Consider the following 18,339-nt stretch of genomic DNA (forward strand, 5'->3'; position numbering starts at 1 on the left):
ATGCGCTTCTGATCTGTACCTCCACCCCGATGTTCCCACCCACTGCACCACCACCCGGGTGATGGACCGGGTCGCCTCCTTGCCGGTCAGGCCGCTGAAGGAAAAGCCGGTCTCGAACAGGTACGTGCGTAAGGAAGCGGCGAGGATCTCGGACTCGCCGGCCTCCGCCAGTTCATGATCCATCCGGTGATTCTCCGCCCGGCCACTGACAACGGTCGGAGCCTGACGGAGATCACCGTCAGGCTCCGACCTCGGGATTCTGCACACGCTGCTTGGCATGTTCTGCGGGAACCCGGTGTCCAGTGGGCGTGATGCTCCTGGCCGACGGATCGTTGAACCGGCCGGAGATCCCCACAGAGCGCAGAGAGACCCCGGGCCGAAGAGGTCTGGGGTCTCGTTCTCTGAACTTGGCGGTGCGGAGGCTCCGCGAACTCAGTCGTCTCCGGGGTCAAGGAAGAGCTGCGCCAGCCTGGGAAGGCGGGCATGCATCTCCGAGGCGTTGTCGAAATCGAAGCTCTCGCCCATGTCGGCTGGCTCGTGGTTGGCTCGGGGGCCGCAGAACTGGTCGTAGTCGTCGTAGAAGGTGCACGTTTTCGTTGATGCGCTCGTAGGCGTATGAGGCGGCGTAGTTGACCGTTTCGTTGAACAGCGCCTCGTCGCTGCGTTCGGCCGCCGCAGCGATGACGTCCGGATGCTGGGCGAGAACATCGGGTGCAGTAGCGGCCCGGTCGTACCACTCTCGGCCCTGGGCGATGAGGGGGGCTCAGAGGAGGTGCTGTGGAGGTGCTCCAGAACCTTCTCCATACCGAGCAGGCCGGAGTCCAGGCTGATCTGCTGGAGCCAGCTGTCGATGAGCCCACGGCGCTCTGCCGGGTCGCGCTGGTCGACGCCCAGGTCAGCGAGGAGGTTGGCCCCTCGGGAGGTGCCGGCGTCCGCCATCAAGGTCCTCGCGGCCTCGCCGGTGGGCAAGGGGTGTCTGGTGGACGCGGCGTCCGTGCTCCCCCGTACTCGCGGCCGTCTCACCTGCGGTGCTGTCCGGCACGGACACGGCGAACGTGGTCGAACTGGCCGATCCCCTGGAGCCGCAGGCCGTCCTGACCCGGCTGCGCGCGGCGGCGACGGCCCCCGGCCCGCTCACGTTGTTCGTGACCGGCCAGCTCCAACTCGACCGCCGCCAAGGAAGTCGGCGCTCGTTCTCCCCTGATCGTCCATGGGCAGGTCGGCCTGCGGCAACCGCAGTCCGGCAGTCAACCCATGGTCAGTGCCTTGCACCTGCGGCAAGAGCAGCGCCGGAGGTCGCGCCGACTTCCGAGAGCCGACCCGTCGACAGCGGCTGAATCTAACTCTTCTCCAAACGATCGTGTCCACGACATAATGCCGCCTGATCTTCGAGGTGCCGGCGGGAACGGGTGCGCCGGAGACGAATCGAGAGGGGAACGCACATGTCAGCACGTCGGATCCTCGCAACCCTGGCGGCCGCGACTCTGGCGGCTGGTGGGCTCACTGCCATGACCACCACGCCAGCCAGCGCAGCAACATGCCTGGGTACTGCCAAGAGCTTCAATCCCGTCGACAACGGGAACGAATACGTGTGGCCCGCATCCGGTTATGCCTACGCCACGTCCAACTGCAACGACATCAACGTCAAGCCGTCCATCGCAGCCGGCGGCGGGTTCGACTTCGTGCCCGTGCGCACCTGCTTCTACCCCACGAGCGGCAGCTCCTACTGCAATGCCTACCGCGACATCACGGTCGGAACCTGGAGTCTGGCAGCCACCGACGTCAAGGACGGCACCAGATTCATAGTGCAATTCCAGTTCAGCACCAAGGGATCGATCGCCTACTGACCTGACTCGCGCTGCTGTCCACGAGAGGCTCCGGCGCATCACACGCGCTGGAGCCCTTCGCCCAAGCTGCCGGTCTGAACGGCGTTGACACCGGCCTTCGCCCCGGCCCGGCGGACCCAGGACGACCGGTGGGCAGCCAACCTCGCCGCCGCCCGCCAGTTCCACGCCCGCGAAGGCCACCTACAAGTCCCCAGGAAGACGGTGAAAGACGTCGCGGGCGTTCGGAGCGTCCCTCGACAACACCCGCCGCAGGGCCAGCAAACTCACCGCGGAACGTGTGTGCGGAACTCGACGAGCTTGGGATGATGACCCGATCCGTGACGCTGGCGGGGTCTGCGTCGGGCGGGCGCGGGCTTGCGCTCGAGCGGGAAGGCCGCGCCCGGCGTCGGGTGTCCCGGTCCGGTGCGTACCGGGACACCCATCAGCATCGTGACACCGGCCATGTGAGCGCGCCGCGCTGAACAGAGCGGCCGGATGACGGACGGCTTCGCCCCGAGCCGTGCGCAGCCCTTCAGACCGCACAACGACGGGTGGCCCAAGCCCAGGGCGACCTGCCCCAGGCAGGGAAGAGTGTGTGTAAGGCCCCAGGTCGACTGCGCCATAACCGTTGGCGTCGATGTCCGCCCGAGGGATGGGAGTCGGGCAGGTTCTCAGTCACAGTGGACGTAATCGGTCGAGGGGAAGCCGTGGCGGGGGAAGGAGGACCGATGCCGGAACCCGGTCTGTTCGAGCTGGAAGCCGTTGTGGTGGGGCAGCCGAAGCGTTCACGGTGGCGTAGATATGCGGGCCCAGCCTTGGCCGTGTCCACCGTGAAGGGGACTCCGCTCGCCTGAGGTGACCCCCGGAGTGTGGACACAGGGGTTCATGCTGCGAGTTGGAGTCTAGCTGTCTGGTGGTGCTGCTGTTCGAACTCCATCGGGGAGAGGTAACCCAGCGCGCTGTGTCGGCGTCGGGCGTTGTAGTAGGTGAGCCACTGGAAGATCTCCAGCCTCGCCTGCGGCATCGTCAAGAACAGCTTCCCGTGCATCGTCTCTCGCTTCAGTCCCTGCCAGAAACTCTCGGCGAGGGCGTTGTCATAGCTCGAGCCGACCCTGCCCATGCTCCTGCGGATGCCGTACCGGTCGCAGACCTGGGCGAACGCGGCGGACGTGTACTGCGAGCCCCTGTCCGCGTGGAAGATCACCCCGGTGACGTCACCGCCGCGGGCCGCGACCGCGGCCTGGAGCGCGTCGATGACGAGCTCGGCCCGCATGTGCGGGGCCATCGAGTAACCGAGTACCCGGCGCGAACGGATGTCGATGACGCAGGCCAGGTAGAGCCACGCAGCTCCGACCTGCATATATGTGATGTCGCCGCACCACTTCTCGTCCAGCGTACTGGCGGTGAAGTCCCGCTGGACCAGGTCTGCCACCGGCGGCGCGAGGCGGTCCGGGATCGTGGTGCGCTTCTTCTTGCGCAGGTGACGGCCGACGATGCCGTGCTTGCGCATCAACCTGGCCACGCGCTTGCGGTTGACCGTGTGGCCGAAGCCGCGCAGTTCGGCATGGACTCGAAGCGCGCCGTAGTTCCCGCGGTGTTCGGCATGAATTTCGCGGATCTCCTCGACCAGCACGTCCTCGGCGGCCTGCCGCCCCGCCCGCGCCTCGGCGCCGGCGATCCACCGGTAGTAGCCCGAGCGGGAGACCTCCAGCACCCGGCATATCCGCTTGATGCCGAACCCCTCGGCATGGGCGGAGACGAAGTCCCAAGCGGCGGTCTTCACTTCATCTCCTGGGCGAAATACGCCGCTGCCCGACGCAGGATCTCCCGCTCCAGCTGCCATTCCTTCTCCGCCTTGGCCAGCCGCGCGTTCTCCGCCCGCAGCCGGGCCAACTCAGCCTCGATGTCCTGCGACGCGCCAGCAGGGGCCGGACAGCCGTCGGCGTCACGTACCCAGGTCCGTAGCGTCTCGGGGTTGACGTTCAGATCGGCTGCGACGTCCTTGAACGTCCGCCTGCCGGCCGAAGCCCGCCACAACGCGATCGCGTCGGACCGGAACTCCGCACTGTACTTCGAGGGCCGTGCCACAGAGATCTACACCTTCCAGGATCAACAAAATCCATTGTCAGGTGTGTCCACACCACGGGGATCACCTCAGTGATGCTCATCGACCCATCCGCCGGCCAAGCGCACCGGGACACGGACGGATGTCCCCGATGCGGCCGGGTCCCTCACGACGAACACAGCAACCCCGTCGTGACCGGACGGCTCGAACCGGATCTCGGGGCTGCGCCCGTCATCCATCCAGACGGCACCCCGCCCGGCTGCGAGCTCTCCCAGGACCTGCGCCCAGCTGTCCAAGTCGTCCGGAGCCAGACACACATCAAGACGTCCCTGGGCGAACCCGCTCGTGACGACGATCTCCGCATCAAGGTAGTCGTGCAAGGTCAACACCCCCGGCATCGTCCGGCCCAGAACGCGAACCTCAAGACTGCTCTCCCCATCGGCCAGACGGATGAGATCCACAGTGCTGCCCTCTGCCACGACCGCTCCCCCACTCCCGCATCGACTTTCGGCATCATGCACGCGCATCAGCACTCGGCCGAACGCGGGCATTGAGTTAGGAGTTCTGATACCAACGAGCCGCTGCCCTCGCGATGCGTCCCGGTCGGCCTCGTCGCACCCGTCCGTGCCGGACGGAACCGGACGCGCAGGGCCGGCCAGAGGTCTGTTGTCTTGTGATACGCAATGCGCACGGAGCGGCTGGGCTAGCTGGCATTGTGCACGAGAGCGGGTCCTGGATCGCTTTCCGTGACGCGTGTACGGTGGGTGATCTTTGCTGGGAGACCAGTGGGACCGAGGGGGGCCTCAGGTGCAGACGACGGGGCAACCGCGCCGGATTGAGTGCTGTGCAGCGCGCAGGAACAGTGCGACGTAGAAGGCTGTGTCCAGGTCCTTGGTCCACGGTCCTGTTCGAGTAGTGGCCAGTTCCTTTGCTTGGTGCCTGAACCATGTGCTCAGGTCGAGGTTGTCGCATGTTGCCGGGGTTTCGGCTGGAAGATCGATGGCTGCCGCCAGCTTCTCAGCGAGTGGTAGTACCTGAGGAGCGCCGGCCACCATGGACTCGTGGTCGTCGGATTCGATGGGCAACCAGATCTCCTCATCGAGCGAGAAGGGCACGAGCACGGTCCAGCCGCAGAGGATCTCCGATTCCTCCCGTGACAGGTGCGTCTGACACAAGGTGAGAAACCCGGTCATATCGGGGGTCAGCTTTTCCTCGAAGGCTTGTCCTGAGCCAGGTGCGAAGGCTGTCTCGGCGGGGACGTCCTCGTAGGGCGGCAGACCCCGCCGCTTGAGTTCAGCATCGAGTGCCGAAGCAACTTCACCCCATCCGTCCTCCTCGTCACCGAACCATTCCTCCGCGCCGACGCTCACCAGATACACACCCATGTCGGGAAGCTATCGCGCGCATCTGACATCGATCAGTGAGCCAGCAGGACTCGCTTGCGGAGCAGTGCGAAGCCGGCACGTCCGAACATCTGGCGCTTGAGCATCTTGATCCGGTTGACGTGTCCTTCGACGACGCCGGAGCTCCAGGGCAGGGTGAGTCCGGCGATCACGGCATCGCGGTCCCGGTCGATGCCGGCCGCGAGAGTGTGGAGGCTGGGCAGGTCGTCCTGGCGGACGGCGTCGAGCCACTGCGGGAGCCGTTCGCCCTGGCGCTCGGTGAGCATCTGGGCGAAGGACCGGACGTGACCGGTCAGGGCATCGAGTTCGGGGCAGCTGGCCAGGACGGCCTGTAGCCGGAGCTGTTCGGTCTCGGTCAGCGTCTCGGGTCGGCTGAGAATCCATCTCGTCACCATGCGGGGTGCCGGCGGCTGCGTGGTGACCGGCCGTGGCGAGGTCCGCTTCGCCCGCAGGTAGGCGCTGACCCGGCCGTAGCTGCCTCGATAGCCCAAGGGAACGATCTCCTCCCAGAGCTTCCAAGCGTTGGTGCAGCCCTCGTCCCAGCGTTCGTCTAGGTAGGGCTTGTACTCATCGAGGACGGAGGTCCTGTTGTGCTGCCACTGACCACGAAAGAGGTCTTCCGGCTTCGCAGCGTCGGCGAGGCTCTTGACGGTGCGGTGGGTCATGTTCAGTCGGCGCCCGATGGAACGGCGGCTGTGACCGGCTTCCAGCAGCGCGTGGACCGTGGCGTGCCTGGCTCGGACACGGTTGGCGAACCGCTCGCTCCGCCATGGAGATTCCGCCTTCTCCTCGGGCGGCGCCGGTTCGTCGGCCTTCCCCTCGCGGTCGGGGACCAGGACGCGAAGGCACTGGCGGTGGCGGGCGACAGCCCGCTCAGCAGCCTCCCCGAGGTTGTGCCACAAATGCCAGCGGTCGGCGACCTGCGTCGCCTGGGGCGCCCCGGCTGTGGCGCCTTCCGCGAAGAACGGCGCGCGGTCCCGGCAGACGATCTCGATCCCAGGTCGCTTCGCCAGCCATGCGGCCAGGCTGGACGCCTCCCGGTCAGGCAGCAGATCCACCGGCCGACGCGTCTCGACGTCGACGAGCACCGTGCCGTAGACCCGTCCTTTGCGTGTGGCGTACTCATCAACACCAACCACCCGCGGGGCCGGGACCTCGGGCTCGGGCAAGGCACCGAGCAGCCGCAACACCGCGCTGCGGCTGATGGACACCCCGAAGGCCCTCGCCAAGCGGGCACCGGCCCGGCCGGCGAGGGCGAGACCCACCGCGGCGAGAGTCGACCGCAACCGCTCCGTCCACCTGCTGTGCCGCCGAGTCAGCCCCGGCAACTGCTCAACGAACGTCCGCCGAGCACACGAAGACTCCGGACAGAAGAACCGCCGAACTCGCAGTTGCAAGACCACCAGACGTCCCCCACTCGGCACATCCGCAGGAAACCGCAGGTAAGAGCTGTGCACCCGGGTCGACTCACTCCCACAGCCCGGGCATGCCGCCCCGGCCGCCGTACTGCAGACGTCGATGCGTATCGCCTCGTGGCTCACCTCCAGCGACAGCACCGACACGTCCGCGATGGACGGTAACAGCAGGCCCTCCAGGCGGGGCGAGGTCTCTTCCACGACGCCGCACTGTCGACCACACCAAGATCGGCCCCGGTTATTTTCAGGCAACTTCCCGAAGCCTGATCCGAGCGGCAGCCGTCACTCAGCGTGCGCGCGTCACGGAAAGAGAGCCAGAACCCGTTCTCGTAGGCAAAGCCACATGCCCGATCCGCTCATCCCCGCCGCCGGCCAGGCCCTCAAGGCTGCCCCTCCGCCACCCCCTATGTCATAGTTCGCCACGGACGCACCAAAGACCGGGCGGCCGCCTACGACCGGTTCATCCGGGCCGACTCCGTCGCTTTCCACGACGGCAGCCTGGAGCACGAGGACATCACCGAACGCCTGTCGCGGCCGCAGACCCACCCTGGGACACAGACTCGCTGCGCTACGTCCACCAGGAGCACGCCCTGCTGGTACTCGACGACAAGGAGCGGCCGCGTGTCTGACGACACGCGCCATGGGACGGCCGGCCCGCAGGACAGCGCACACGGGGGTCGCGCAGACAGCCGTGACAACGGCCCCGCCGGCGCGGATTACGGCCTCATGCGCTCCACTGCGGGGACGGTGTAGGTCCTGACGGTGCGGTGATCGGTTTGCCTCCGGCCCAGCCGCTGTAGGTCACGGTGAACGGGTCGTAGAGCTCCTTGCTGACCGTGGGGGTGGCAGGCACCTGCAGGACGAGTTTCTTGGGTAGGCCACGGGCGTCTACGGTCAGAGTGAAACGGACGAGGCCGCTGGACTTTTTGGCTGCGTAGGGGCGGTAGAAGCGGCCGACAGCGGTGTCGGAGGCCAGGGCGCGCAGAGGTGTGCTGCCGGTGAGCGTGCGGGCGGTGCCGGATTGTTTGGTGCCGAAGGCGGTCGCGTCGTTGAGGAGCGCGTGGAGATCTGCGGGTTCGGCCAGCCATCGGGCCTCCAGTGCGTTTTTCACAGCGAGGTTCTCGGATCCTGCGGTGGCGGCGGATGCTGCGGTGATGGCGTCAGAGACGGTTCTCTGCGCGCCCTCCTGTGTGGGCATCGCCTTGTCGGGTGTGACCACGGCGCGGTTCCCGATGAGCACGATCTCCGGCGGCCACCAGGGGTGACCTTCTCCGTAGTCGTACAGGACGTGGGTGGCGGCGTTGACCGCGGTCCGGCTGCGCATGTCGAGACGGGCACTGCCGACGAAGAAATCCGTGTCACCGCCCCGGCGGGCCTCGAGGCCGGCGCTGAGACGTCCCTGTGCGAGCATCGCGTCGCGGATGTCGGCCGCCACCCGGACGTTCTCTGGCTCGGCTGTCTGCGGCTCGTCCGACCAGACGGCTCGTACGGTGGCCACACCCGCGATCAGTGCGCTGGCGGTGAGCGCCGACACCGCCAGACGCCTCCTCCGTGATCCTCGGCCGGCCCGCGCCGGGACGTGCTGCGTGGCGGGCGCGGACTGCGGCAGTGCCGTAGAGGATGGGCCACCGGGCGCGGAGCCGCTGTAGCAGACCTCCCTGATGCGGTGAGCGATCTCGCGGCGCAGGGCGAGAGCGAGCAGCAGCGGGAAGACGACCGGGGCTGCTTGGCTGAGCAGGACCCGCTTCTCGGCTCGGCAGACGGCGCAGTCGCCGCAGCTCGGGCAGGTGTCGAGGTGCCGTTGTACGGCCTTGGCCAGTTCGGCGGTGAATTTCAGGCCGTGTTCTTCTTCGTGTGTCTCCAGGATGGCGCGCAGGCCTGGGCAGTTCGCGCGGTCGCCGCGCGCCAGGAGGAGCAGGCCGCAGTAGCGTCCGACCTTCCCAGTGAGTTCGCTGCAGCGGTTGCCGGTGGTGGAGGGGTTCGTGCCGAGCCGTTCGGCGATCTCGGCGGGCCGCAGTCCCTCGGTGAACCGTAGGCGGAAGAGCTGCTGGTCGTCCTCGCTCAGTGCCGCCTCGACCTCAGCGATCAGGCGTCGCGCCTCCGCTGTTCTTTCCGGGCTGTCGCCAATCGCCGCGTCCCGGGCCCGTTCTTGGTCGCTCAGCTCCCCCACCGCGTTCTCGTCCGCCGCTGGGCGTTCACGGTGCTTGCGCCAGTAGGCCTTTATCCGGTTCCGTGCCACGCCGCGCAGCCACGGGCCCAGCAGCCGGGGCGGCGGCAAGGTCGTACGGCGCTCCAGGTAGACGACGGCGTCGGTGAAGGTCTCCTGGACCACGTCCTGGGTTGCGGCCAGGTCGTCGCCCATGTCCCGGGCGACCAGGCGGACGATCGCGTCCTGGTGGCGGCGGACGATCTGGTCGTAGATACCGATACGGGTTTCGGCAGCGGGCCGGGGAAGTTCCTCCAGCACATCCAGCAGAGCCGCGTCATCCGCGTCTTCTCTCTCCGCCGGGTTCATCGTCTCGGGCACAGGCCGGTCCCCTTCTCGCGGTGCGGCCAGCCGGTCGCACCCGGTGTGCGCAGCCGAAGAGCGGGCCACGGCCCGCCTATGGCATGCGGCCCGGAAAGAATCTTGGAAAAAGTCCGGCCGGCTCCCGGGAAAAACGTGAACTCCCCGACCTGCCCCTCCGTACGGCCCCGAGCCTGAGGAGAAGACGATGATCCACACAGCAGGTCAGGACCCGCAGTTGCGCCGCTGTGGCGCGCGGCGCAGCGGGGAGTGGACGGTATGAGGACCTCGGTGACGACGTTGCTGGCGAGCGGTGCGGCCGGGGGTCCGACAGCCGCTGTCGCTGCCGGGCACGGCTGGGGCGGAGTGGTCGTGACGGCGGTGGTCACTCTCATCGCGGCGCTGATCACCCGGCACGGCAAGGAAGTGGTGAACGGCGTGTTCCGCTGGCTCAGCCCACCGCACATGCGCCAGCTCCGCTGGCTGGTCCGTAAGGGCAAGCTCGCAGCGCCGCTGACGGCCCAACAGCTCATCGAACTCACCGTTGCCCTTCACCCCCAGGATCCCGCCACCGCGGACACAGCGGCGGGAAGGCCGGTGCAGGAACCGCCCTCGACGCGCCGCGGCAGTTCCCCTCCGCGACGCCGTCGCCGTCCCGGAAACAGAGCTACACCGTAGGACAAATCCCCCTCGGGGCTTCGGAGTTCGCCGAAACCCGGAGCCGCGGGGGCACGGATATGCGGGTGGGGTCCACGGATCAGGGTGCGTTGCATCCCGCCCAGCGCTGCAGCCGCTTCCCGCGACCCGGCCGCCAGGCCGCCGCATCGTCAGCGGGGAGGGCGCCGGTGGCGCGGCCTGGCGTGCGGCGATGGCGGTGGACGACGCCGGAAGCACGGCAGTCGGGGCGGCAGTGTCCTCACCCGAGTTCCCGGGAGCGATCGGCCGGGGCGGGTGGCATTCGTCGGCGGCCCGGGTAGGGACGGCGGTGCGCGCAGGTCGTCCGGCTCACAGGCCGCTGCGCACGGCTCTCCCTCCCCTGGCACTCCCCCAGGATTCTCGGCCCGCCGCCGGGGTGCGCACGTCCGACGGCGGGGACAGCCGCAGGTCGGGTTCCGGTGCGAGTGCACTCATTTCTCTTGTCGGCACGGGCCTCATGGGTGGTCGGGATACCACGGGGCGAGGCGCAGGAGGAGGTGGAGGGTGCGGCGTGCGGCGGTGCGGTGGGCGGAGGCCGGGGCGTAGGCAGCGCCGAGAGCGAGGACGGCGGCGAGGGCGAGGAGCAGCAGAAGGCCCGCGCCTGCGTACGCGAGGGCGGTGCGGCCGGCCGGGGCGCTGAGAAGCACGGTAGCTGCGGCGATGGCTGTGCGGACAGGCCGGCTCCGGGCACGACGGGGTCGGGTGGGGCGGAGATGTCGGCGGTGCTCGGGCATGGGTGAGCTGCTCCTTCTGGGGGTGTACGGCGGTGTTCCGGGCCCCTGCCGGGGACTGGTGGTTTTCCCAGTTCAGCGGGTACGCGGCCGGCCATTCCCTGGTACCTCGCGGGGTTCTAAAATGGGGGTGTGGCAAGAGGAGAGCCGAGTAGGGCGGACCAGGAGCTGCTCAGGGCCTGGCGGCGATCGGCCTGCACGTTTCGGCGGCGCAGCTGGAGCGGTGGCGCGGATCGGGACTGCTGCCCGGGCACACGCGGGCGTGGCTGGGGCGCGGGCGCGGTTCAGTGTCCGTGCTCGCCGAGGAGACCGTCGCGATCGCCGCGGCGCTCGGCCGGCACGCACGCGCGGGACGGAATCTGCGCTGGACGGTGATCGCCTGGTACGCCGAGGCCGGACGCCCTGTCCTGCCCGGGCAGTTGGCAGTGCCGGAGCCTCCCTGGCCCGCCGCGCGAGAGGCCCTGGTGTGGGCGATGCGTCGCTCGACGGCGCATCGTCTGGTCGTCGCCGCCCGGACGGCGGCCGCTGCTGGCGAGGCCGAGCAGGACGCCTTTTACACCGAGGCCGGGAGGATGATGGGCCGCGGACACACCGGCCCCGTGCACCCCGACGCGTTGCGGCGGGTCCTGGAGGACCCGGCCGCCGAGCTGGACGACCAGGGCGAGGACCGCCGTCGGCGGCGCGGGGCGGTGAGCCTGGCCGCGGCCGCCGTCATGGGCGCCGGCGAGGTCGGCGGCGAGGCCCTCGTCGACGCGCTCGCCACCCTCACGCCCGGTGTTGACTGGAACGACGTCGCCGCCAACGCCCGGACGGCCGAGGAGGCCGGTGAGCTCGACGGGTGAATCCGGGCCGGGTCCGTCGACCCGCTCGGTCTGCTGGAGGCAGCCAGCGCCCGGGAGATGGCCGCCGCGCGCCACGCCGCCCGCGTGCTCGCCGGGATCGGCGGCCTGTACCTGATGCACGGTCTCGGCATGCCCGGAAACCCCGCCCTCGTCCGCCTGCGGTCCCTCCTGGAGGAGTCCGGGTTCGCCCTGATCGCTGCCCAGATGGTGCCCCTGATGATCAACCCGTCAGGCGTCGTGCACGCCCTGACCATGTGTCTCGCCCCCGAAATCGCCGCGCTTGCCGCGTGGCTGGAGTCGGTCCTCGCCGAACAGGCCGGCACCGGGGAGGGATTGCTGCGGCTGCCCGGAGCCGAGCAGGACGGGCCGGAAGCCTTCATGCAGGCCTGGATCGACCACCTCCATCAGCTCACCGACCGGGCACCTGCGCGCCGCACCGGCGCCGTCGAGGACTGCGGCGCCGAGGACGTCGACGGTGCTCGGCCGTCCACAGGAGCGCGGGCGGACACGGGGACGCCCGGGAGCAGCACCGGTGAGGGCTGCCCGGCCAGGGCACACGGCGCCGACCCGAGGACGGCCGGGGTACCGGCCGAGCGGAAGGAGCAGCACCAGTGACCAGGCATGACGAGACAGACAGTGAACTCGGCGTCGCGGTGCGGCTCGAAGCGGACCGCTGTGGACCGTGTGGAGTGACGGTGGCAGGCCGCGCTCGTTGAACGGGCCTGCGGAGCAAGGGTGAGGCCTCCGGGGCCGGGCCCTGGAAGCTTCGGGGCGGGCCGGGCCTGCGTTCCCGCGCGAACGGTCATGCTGGTCAAGGGGGTGGCAGGCAAGAGGTTTCGTGCGGTCGGACGGCGGATGCTGTGGAACGGGAGGATGAGTTCCGCCCGACGGCGTGTCCGGGCACGCCGACTCCCTGTGCGATCGCCCGGACCCTTCCCCGGCTGAGAACGGCATCTCCCTGCCGCCGTGTGTCGACGGTCACGTATTTCCCCATCGGGGGCGTCAGCTTCCCTGCCCAGACGTTCGACCCGTCGTCACCCCATCGTAGAGCCGAGACTCAATCTGAACCGCTGGGACGACACATCGGACCCGGCCCCGGAGCGGCGGGGCGCCGCCAGAGGACGTGCCTTGCTTCAGTCAGTCCAGGCCGCATCCGCGAGCCCGAGTCGGATTCGTCGAGCTTCTCGCGCAGCTGCTCTATCGCGCCAGGACCACGGTCTCGTCCACTGTGCACACGCTGAGCTGACACGCGGATCACTGTGGGAACGGCGGTCGCAGCTTGTAGTTGCCGAACAATGCGCGCGTGCTCACCGTGCTGCGGGTCAGCTTCCGGCACCTCGTCGATCAGCTCCAGCAGGTGACGCCAGCCCGGAGCCGAGGTGTCCTGGGCGGCCTCCGTATCTTGGCGCCATGACGGACGAGGCAGAGCGAAGTCGAGGCGCTCGGAAGCCTCCTCGGGTGCCGCGAGCGTGCCTCCACCATCCGCCTGTGCGTCAGCGCCTCGATCGGCACCGTCCTCAGCGTGATATTCCTGGCCTGGTTGTGGGGCACCATCGCTCCACAACCCTCTGGCGCCCTCGAAAACGTCGCCCGCGAACCCGCCACAGCAGCCCAGCACGCAATCGAAGAACAAGCACAAAGATTCTCCGGCACGTGAGGCACCATCACCCCATGCACGAGCACTCCGGGTCCTGGCCCCGGGCCGAACCTGGCACGGGCGGCTCTCTCGCCCCACTGGTCGGCGAATGAGGACAGGTACAGCAGGTCAGATGCTGAGCTGGGTCACGAGCTGCGGGAGGGTACGGATGGTTGAGACTGGGAATATGGACGGTCTGCGGGAGCGCGGGTTCGTCCGCTACGGCGCCGAACGCCTCGGAATCCCGGCCGGCTCCGCCGAGGATGACCTGGCCCGGATCCGGAAGGTCTTCGCGGCTCTGCCGCCCGACCCGTACGCCCCGGGAACGCATCGGTTTCGCCGCTACTCCCATGCCGTGTACCTGCCGTGGAAGGACGAACTGTCCTGGATTCCCGGAACCCCCGACCCCGTTCACGGCACGGTCACCGACTTCTTCCAGGGCGAGGAGGACCCTGCGCACCCGCGGACCCGGCGGGTGCTCCCCGGCATCCCCGAGGTGCTGCGTGGCAACGCCCTGCTGCTGCGGCTCCTGCGCTGGGACATCGAGCAGGTCCTGTCGCTGAGGAATCTGGGAAGCCGCCCGCTGTGGGCCGGTGTCCACCTGATCAGGCTCGGCGTCGACGGTCCCGGCCAGAACGCCGTGTCCACCCCCGACTGCTTGCACCAGGACGGGGGTTCGGCCGGCACGTTCACCTTCGCCCACCTGATCAGCCGTACCAACGTCACCGGTGGGCAGAACGTCATCGCCACCCCCGGCAGCGCAGGCCTGCAGCCCGACGATCCGTGGGTGGACATCCACGCCGAGTTCACCCTCACCGACCCGCTGGACGGCTACGCCGTCCACGACCACAGGGTCAGCCATTACGTCGGCCCGGTCCGGGCGGGCTCCGGGCCCGGACCGGGCGAACGGTCCATCCTCATCGTCGGCCTCGCCCCGTACGTCCCCCAACTCTGACGCCGGCACCGCCCGAGCCCGGTGGGGGTGGTCAGCGGGCGCTGCCGAGGTTGCGGTCGGCGTCGGTTCCCTTGAGCATCAAGGTGGTCTCCTCGATGCGCTGGAAGCGGCCGTCGGGGGCTATGGCGGCGAACACGTAGACCTCCATGCTCACGGTCGTGCCGTCTTTCTTGGTGAGGTGGCAGGTGTGCCGGTCGGCGTACTTGTCTCCGTCGTAGAGCTCTTCATGGACCTCGATCTCTCCTGCGGCGAGGTGCGTGCGCAGGTGGGCGATGTGGTCGAGGAACTGGGAGCGGTCGGCCCATTCGCCGTCGGTGCGCTGGCGGTAGTCGGGGGTGAAGTGCCGTTCGGCAGCCTCGGTCAGGGTGATGTCCTCGTTGAGGAGCAGGTCGGTGAGGGCGGCCTTGATGCCGGTGCGGGTCATGTGGGGTCCTTCGGGCTGGTTCGGACAGCGGGATCGTTGGCGGTGCCTGGCAGTGCTTGGCGGTGTGGGCGTCAGGGGCGGGTGGCGGCGAGGGTGTCGTCGAGCCAGTTGTAGATGCGGGCGATGGACAGGCGCATCGCGCCGGGGTGGCAGTGGGCGCCGGCGCCTTCCTCCGTGGTGAACTCCATGAGGGTCTTGGGGCAGGTCAGGTGGTCGTAGAGCTGCTCGGGCTGGCCCTTGAAGAAGATGTCCTCTTCGGCGTCGCAGACGAGGGTGGGGCACTGGATCTTTTCGGCGATGCCGCCGGTGAGGATGTAGTCGAGGTAGGAGGCGTTGAAGGCGCGGGGAGTGTCGACTCCCATGACGTACATGCCGTGGTTGACAGCCCAGCGCGCGATCGGGTCGTGGGCCATGGCCTGTTCGAAGGCGGCGTCGAGTTCCGGGGCGGACGCGGCGCGCAGGAGCCGTTCGGCCTCCTCGCGGGTGCCGGGGATGTTGCGTACGGAGAGCTCGCCGAGGTCGTAGAGGCCGTCGACGGCTATCAGCGCGGCCAGCCGGTGCTCGAACGCGGCCGCCCGGGGGGCGAGTACGCCGCCCATGCTGAGACCGAGCAGTGCGATGCGGCTGTTGTCGACCTCCGGGATCGTCTCGGCGAAGTCGATCACTGGGGTGATGACGTTCTCCCAGTCGGGGCGGAAGACCAGGCCCTGGTGGTGGCGCGGCCCGGGCATGCCGGGGCCGTCGAAGACGAGCACGGTGTAGCCCCGCTCGATGGCGGCCGACGCGCCGAAGAAGTGCATCTCCTCCGCGGTGCCGTCGAAGCCGTTGTGCATGATCACCGTCGGACGGGGTGTGCCCGAGTCGTCGGCCCGGTAGAGGTAGCCGGGCAGCGTGGTGCCCTCGTAGGGGATCTGGACCGGCTCGATGCGCGGGGTGGTGTAGAGGGCGGCGGCGGCCCTGAAGCACTCGACGGAGCGGTCGTAGGCGTGGTCGTGCCGCGGGTCGCACTCCTTGCTGTGCAGGAAGAACTCCGCCGACCGGTAGTAGTTCGAGGCACGCAGGAACCCGTCGCGGGCGCTGATCGGGTGGCCGGCCGCCAGAGCCTTCTCGGCTTCCGAGGACACCCGGCCGGCGGTGGCGAACCATTCGGTGTACCAGCTGTCGTAGTCGCCCTCGGTGATCCGCGCGGCGGTGGAGACGACCTCGCCGAAGTCGGCGCCGCCGTAGGCGATGTGGCTCATCGAGCGCAGGGTCTCGTACCAGAACTGGGCGTTGTTCGGGAACAGCAGCTGCTTCATGACGGTCTCCTCCGACCCGGATCACAAGCACAGATTTGTGCTTGCTGGGTCGACTGTAGGCCCTGGCCCGACCAGAAGCAAATATCTGTGCTTATGATGGAGGCGTGACTCAGAAACAACCGGCCGCGCGCATCAGAAGAAGCCCCGAACAGGTCCGCGCAGCCGTCCACCAAGCGGTCATCGACCTCCTCTCGGAACCGGAGGGCGAGGACCTCACCATCCCCGCGATCGCACAGCGCTCCGGCGTCAACCACACCAGCCTCTACCGGCGCTGGGGCAGCCTCGACGCACTGCTGGCCGACACGGTCACCACCCGCCTCGAGCGCGACTCGCCACTGAACGACACCGGCAGCCTGCGCGGTGACCTCACCGCCTGGGCCGAAGCCAGCGCCCGGAGCATGCACACACCCGAAGGACGCGCCCTCGTACGCGCCGTCATCCTGTCCATGCCGAGCAGCACCCAGGACCAGACCGAGCGCTCCCAGCACTTCCTGCGCCGCATGCACTCCATCGAGCAGATCCGCGAACGGGCCACAGCCCGGGGCGAGGACCCGCCACCGCTGGAGCAGATCCTCGACCAGCTGATCGCGCCCTTCTACATCCGGGCGATCTTCGGCATCGGCCTACCGGCCACCGGCTACCCGCAACTCCTGGTCGACAGACTCCTTGGCACCGCCGACCGACGGGCCCGGGCCTGACGCACAGGGCGCCGCAATTCCCGCCCCCCGTCCGCCACAGCGCCGGGCCCGGGCCCGGTGTGCTTCGGCGCGGGCAGCGGCGCGCCCATGCCTCATTGCGAGGCTTGCCCGTCTCGTGCGAGATCGACAACGGTGAGCACCGATGTCGTGACGGCCTCAGGCTGGCTGTCGTGTATGTAATGGGCTGCGTCGGACACCACGACGTGCTCGCCTCGAACGGTCGTGGCGGCGATCTGGGCTTGCAACGAGGTCCACCGAGTCCGCAGGCCCTTCGGTAAACCCCGGGTCGCACTCAGGACGACCACCGGCACGTCGGGCAGCTGCGAGCAGGCACGTAGCCGCCGGACAGCCGGGACATGGGTGCGGAGCAGCCGGCTCTCCGCAGTGCTGGTGCGCGTTTGATACTCGTGCGCGTTGCAGGCCATCTCTGCCTCGACGAGCAGGCCCTGGACGCGCGGATCGCCGCTCCGTTTGCCCGCTTCCTGCGCGGCCTGCTCGCGAAGAGAACGATCAGCTGACCCCAAGGCCCTCCTTAGGACGGACGGCCAGGTAAGCACTGCTTCAGCTGCGCGGATGGTCCAGGGCTGGAAGTCCTCGTGCGCAGGGTCCACGAGGACCAGCCCCGCAATCAGCTTCGGGTGGGCCCAGGCGACGAGTTGGGCCAGCATGCCGCCCCAGCTGTGGCCGACCAGGACGCATGCCCCGTTTCCCGTATGGGATAAGAGCGCGCTCAGGTCGTCGACCGCAGAGTCGATCGTGACCGGCATCGCGGGACCACTCGCGCCGAGCCCGGCTCGGTCATAAGCGACGACACGGGTGTGCTCGGCAAGCGCGGATAGAACCGGCGTCCAGGTCAGCGCGGGTGTGCCACTAGCCGCGTCCAGGACCACTGTCGGGCCACCGGTACCCGCCTCGACCCAGCGCAACACGCGCCCTCTGCGAACCAGTTCACCGCGCTTCACCCCACCGGGGATCATGGCGGACATTGCCTGCGCGATGACGTCCATCCGCCGAGCCTTTCACGGCTCGGCCGATCGCGTCAGGACCCCTCTCACCATGAGGCCCCGCACCCGGCCTCCGCCCATCGCCCACCGAGTGGAGCCAGATCAACTTCTTACTGATGGTTTCAGAATGAGGTTCGTAGTCGTCTCAAGCAGATGATGCTGCAGGCGAGTTGGAGCAGTGCGAGGTGGAGGTCGGCGCGTATCTCGTAGCGGGTCCGGAGTCGTTTGAACTGGTGGAGCCAGGCGAAAGTCCGCTCGACGACCCACCGTGTCTTGCCCAGTCCGGATCCATGTGGGGCGCCGCGGCGGGCGATCTTCGGTGTGATGCCGCGGGCTCGAAGCAACCGGCGGTACTTGTCGTAGTCGTAGCCACGGTCGGCGAACAGGCGGCCGGGCCGGTGACTTGGCCGTCCACGGACCCCTCGGATGTGAGGTATAGCGTCCAGCAGAGGCATGAGCTGGGTGACATCGTGCCGATTTCCGCTGGCCAGTGACACGACCAACGGAGTGCCGTGCCGATCGACGATCACATGGTGTTTGCTGCCGGACCGGGCCCGGTCGACCGGCGAAGGTCCGGCGTGATCCCCCCTTTCAAGGCCCGGACGTGCGAGCCGTCGATCGCAGCGTCGTCCATGTCGAGCAAGCCCGCGGCCCGCAGCTCAGCCAGCAGCACCTCGTGCAACTGCGGCCAGACGCCGGCCTCGGTCCAGTCCCGCAGACGCCGCCAGGCCGTCACACCGCTACATCCGACCCGTTCGGCAGGCACGTCCCGCCAGCTCACGCTCTTGCACAGCACATAGACGATGCCCCGCAGCGCAGCACGGGGGTCAGCAGACACCC

Annotated in this window: 17 protein-coding genes and 2 pseudogenes; 8 read left to right on the forward strand and 11 right to left on the reverse strand. The window is 68.7% G+C overall.

The features are described from left to right. Positions 1-432: 432 nt before the first annotated feature. Positions 433-939, reverse strand: a complete 507-nt coding sequence (locus OHB41_RS52875) for a hypothetical protein (RefSeq protein WP_266708501.1) — start codon at positions 937-939, stop codon at positions 433-435. On the opposite strand from OHB41_RS52875, the pseudogene OHB41_RS48140 reads away from it, so the two are divergent. From OHB41_RS48140 to OHB41_RS52880, 3 genes and pseudogenes are all read left to right on the forward strand, one after another. Continuing rightward, positions 938-1,178 (forward strand): annotated as a pseudogene (locus tag OHB41_RS48140) (hypothetical protein); the annotation flags it as partial. The gene OHB41_RS52875 and the pseudogene OHB41_RS48140 overlap by 2 nt on opposite strands. A gap of 330 nt (positions 1,179-1,508) precedes the next feature. Further along, a complete protein-coding gene (locus OHB41_RS48145; protein ID WP_148014612.1) occupies positions 1,509-1,847 on the forward strand; it encodes a hypothetical protein in 339 nt (112 codons plus the stop codon). A gap of 84 nt (positions 1,848-1,931) precedes the next feature. Then, entirely contained in the window at positions 1,932-2,153 is a 222-nt protein-coding gene (locus OHB41_RS52880; RefSeq protein WP_526025113.1) for a Helicase associated domain protein, read from the forward strand. Positions 2,154-2,709: 556 nt separating this feature from the next. Here the strand turns inward: OHB41_RS52880 and OHB41_RS48150 are convergent. The 5 genes from OHB41_RS48150 to OHB41_RS48170 form a co-directional block, all read right to left on the reverse strand. After that, a protein-coding gene (locus tag OHB41_RS48150) for an IS3 family transposase (protein ID WP_266708504.1) occupies positions 2,710-3,914 on the reverse strand; the annotation gives its coding sequence in 2 pieces (ribosomal slippage) (positions 2,710-3,674 and positions 3,674-3,914; 1,206 coding nt in all). A 66-nt stretch (positions 3,915-3,980) separates the two neighbouring features. After that, positions 3,981-4,370: a DUF5959 family protein gene (locus OHB41_RS48155; protein ID WP_266708506.1), complete on the reverse strand. Its 390-nt coding sequence runs from the start codon at positions 4,368-4,370 to the stop codon at positions 3,981-3,983. 324 nt (positions 4,371-4,694) lie between these two features. After that, complete coding sequence (locus OHB41_RS48160) at positions 4,695-5,276, reverse strand: hypothetical protein (protein WP_266708508.1); 582 nt, start codon at positions 5,274-5,276, stop codon at positions 4,695-4,697. Between the two features lie 32 nt (positions 5,277-5,308). Further along, positions 5,309-6,889 (reverse strand): ISL3 family transposase, encoded by a 1,581-nt coding sequence (locus OHB41_RS48165; RefSeq protein ID WP_526025120.1) that lies wholly within the window; start codon positions 6,887-6,889, stop codon positions 5,309-5,311. A gap of 544 nt (positions 6,890-7,433) precedes the next feature. Beyond that, positions 7,434-9,236 (reverse strand): RNA polymerase sigma factor, encoded by a 1,803-nt coding sequence (locus OHB41_RS48170; protein ID WP_266708510.1) that lies wholly within the window; start codon positions 9,234-9,236, stop codon positions 7,434-7,436. Between the two features lie 258 nt (positions 9,237-9,494). Here OHB41_RS48170 and OHB41_RS48175 point away from each other — a divergent pair, with 258 nt between their 5' ends. Beyond that, on the forward strand, positions 9,495-9,893 hold the full coding sequence (locus OHB41_RS48175) for a hypothetical protein (protein WP_266708512.1): 399 nt from the start codon (positions 9,495-9,497) through the stop codon (positions 9,891-9,893). Positions 9,894-10,366: 473 nt separating this feature from the next. Here OHB41_RS48175 and OHB41_RS48180 read toward each other — a convergent pair whose 3' ends face one another. After that, positions 10,367-10,558 (reverse strand): hypothetical protein, encoded by a 192-nt coding sequence (locus OHB41_RS48180; RefSeq protein WP_266708514.1) that lies wholly within the window; start codon positions 10,556-10,558, stop codon positions 10,367-10,369. A gap of 371 nt (positions 10,559-10,929) precedes the next feature. Here OHB41_RS48180 and OHB41_RS48185 point away from each other — a divergent pair, with 371 nt between their 5' ends. From OHB41_RS48185 to OHB41_RS48195, 3 genes are all read left to right on the forward strand, one after another. Beyond that, positions 10,930-11,484, forward strand: a complete 555-nt coding sequence (locus tag OHB41_RS48185; protein WP_266708516.1) for a hypothetical protein — start codon at positions 10,930-10,932, stop codon at positions 11,482-11,484. Between the two features lie 57 nt (positions 11,485-11,541). Further along, complete coding sequence (locus tag OHB41_RS48190; RefSeq protein ID WP_266708518.1) at positions 11,542-12,099, forward strand: hypothetical protein; 558 nt, start codon at positions 11,542-11,544, stop codon at positions 12,097-12,099. A 1,190-nt stretch (positions 12,100-13,289) separates the two neighbouring features. Further along, on the forward strand, positions 13,290-14,075 hold the full coding sequence (locus OHB41_RS48195; protein ID WP_266708520.1) for a 2OG-Fe dioxygenase family protein: 786 nt from the start codon (positions 13,290-13,292) through the stop codon (positions 14,073-14,075). A 31-nt stretch (positions 14,076-14,106) separates the two neighbouring features. Here OHB41_RS48195 and OHB41_RS48200 read toward each other — a convergent pair whose 3' ends face one another. After that, a complete protein-coding gene (locus OHB41_RS48200) occupies positions 14,107-14,499 on the reverse strand; it encodes a nuclear transport factor 2 family protein (protein ID WP_266708522.1) in 393 nt (130 codons plus the stop codon). Positions 14,500-14,570: 71 nt separating this feature from the next. Continuing rightward, entirely contained in the window at positions 14,571-15,797 is a 1,227-nt protein-coding gene (locus OHB41_RS48205; RefSeq protein ID WP_266708524.1) for an alpha/beta hydrolase family protein, read from the reverse strand. A gap of 104 nt (positions 15,798-15,901) precedes the next feature. Between OHB41_RS48205 and OHB41_RS48210 the strand changes: the two genes are divergently transcribed. Then, positions 15,902-16,495, forward strand: coding sequence for a TetR/AcrR family transcriptional regulator (locus tag OHB41_RS48210; protein ID WP_153292550.1), 594 nt, complete (start codon positions 15,902-15,904; stop codon positions 16,493-16,495). Positions 16,496-16,587: 92 nt separating this feature from the next. Here OHB41_RS48210 and OHB41_RS48215 read toward each other — a convergent pair whose 3' ends face one another. Both OHB41_RS48215 and OHB41_RS48220 read right to left on the reverse strand, forming a co-directional pair. Continuing rightward, the gene (locus OHB41_RS48215) at positions 16,588-17,502 is read right to left on the reverse strand and encodes an alpha/beta fold hydrolase (RefSeq protein WP_266708527.1); all 915 of its coding nucleotides are present in this window, start codon (positions 17,500-17,502) and stop codon (positions 16,588-16,590) included. Between the two features lie 119 nt (positions 17,503-17,621). Next, positions 17,622-18,328 (reverse strand): annotated as a pseudogene (locus OHB41_RS48220) (IS5 family transposase); the annotation flags it as partial. Positions 18,329-18,339 lie beyond the last annotated feature (11 nt).

Origin of the sequence: Streptomyces sp. NBC_01571 (assembly GCF_026339875.1) — a bacterium.
Lineage (GTDB): Bacteria > Actinomycetota > Actinomycetes > Streptomycetales > Streptomycetaceae > Streptomyces.

Excerpts from the sequence above, each read along its gene's own strand:
- OHB41_RS52875 (WP_266708501.1), bottom strand. The coding sequence starts at position 939 with ATGGCGGACGCCGGCACCTCCCGAGGGGCCAACCTCCTCGCTGACCTG.
- OHB41_RS48145 (WP_148014612.1), top strand. The coding sequence starts at position 1,509 with ATGACCACCACGCCAGCCAGCGCAGCAACATGCCTGGGTACTGCCAAG.
- OHB41_RS48160 (WP_266708508.1), bottom strand. The coding sequence starts at position 5,276 with ATGGGTGTGTATCTGGTGAGCGTCGGCGCGGAGGAATGGTTCGGTGAC.
- OHB41_RS48175 (WP_266708512.1), top strand. The coding sequence starts at position 9,495 with ATGAGGACCTCGGTGACGACGTTGCTGGCGAGCGGTGCGGCCGGGGGT.
- OHB41_RS48190 (WP_266708518.1), top strand. The coding sequence starts at position 11,542 with ATGGCCGCCGCGCGCCACGCCGCCCGCGTGCTCGCCGGGATCGGCGGC.
- OHB41_RS48195 (WP_266708520.1), top strand. The coding sequence starts at position 13,290 with ATGGTTGAGACTGGGAATATGGACGGTCTGCGGGAGCGCGGGTTCGTC.
- OHB41_RS48200 (WP_266708522.1), bottom strand. The coding sequence starts at position 14,499 with ATGACCCGCACCGGCATCAAGGCCGCCCTCACCGACCTGCTCCTCAAC.
- OHB41_RS48205 (WP_266708524.1), bottom strand. The coding sequence starts at position 15,797 with ATGAAGCAGCTGCTGTTCCCGAACAACGCCCAGTTCTGGTACGAGACC.
- OHB41_RS48215 (WP_266708527.1), bottom strand. The coding sequence starts at position 17,502 with ATGGACGTCATCGCGCAGGCAATGTCCGCCATGATCCCCGGTGGGGTG.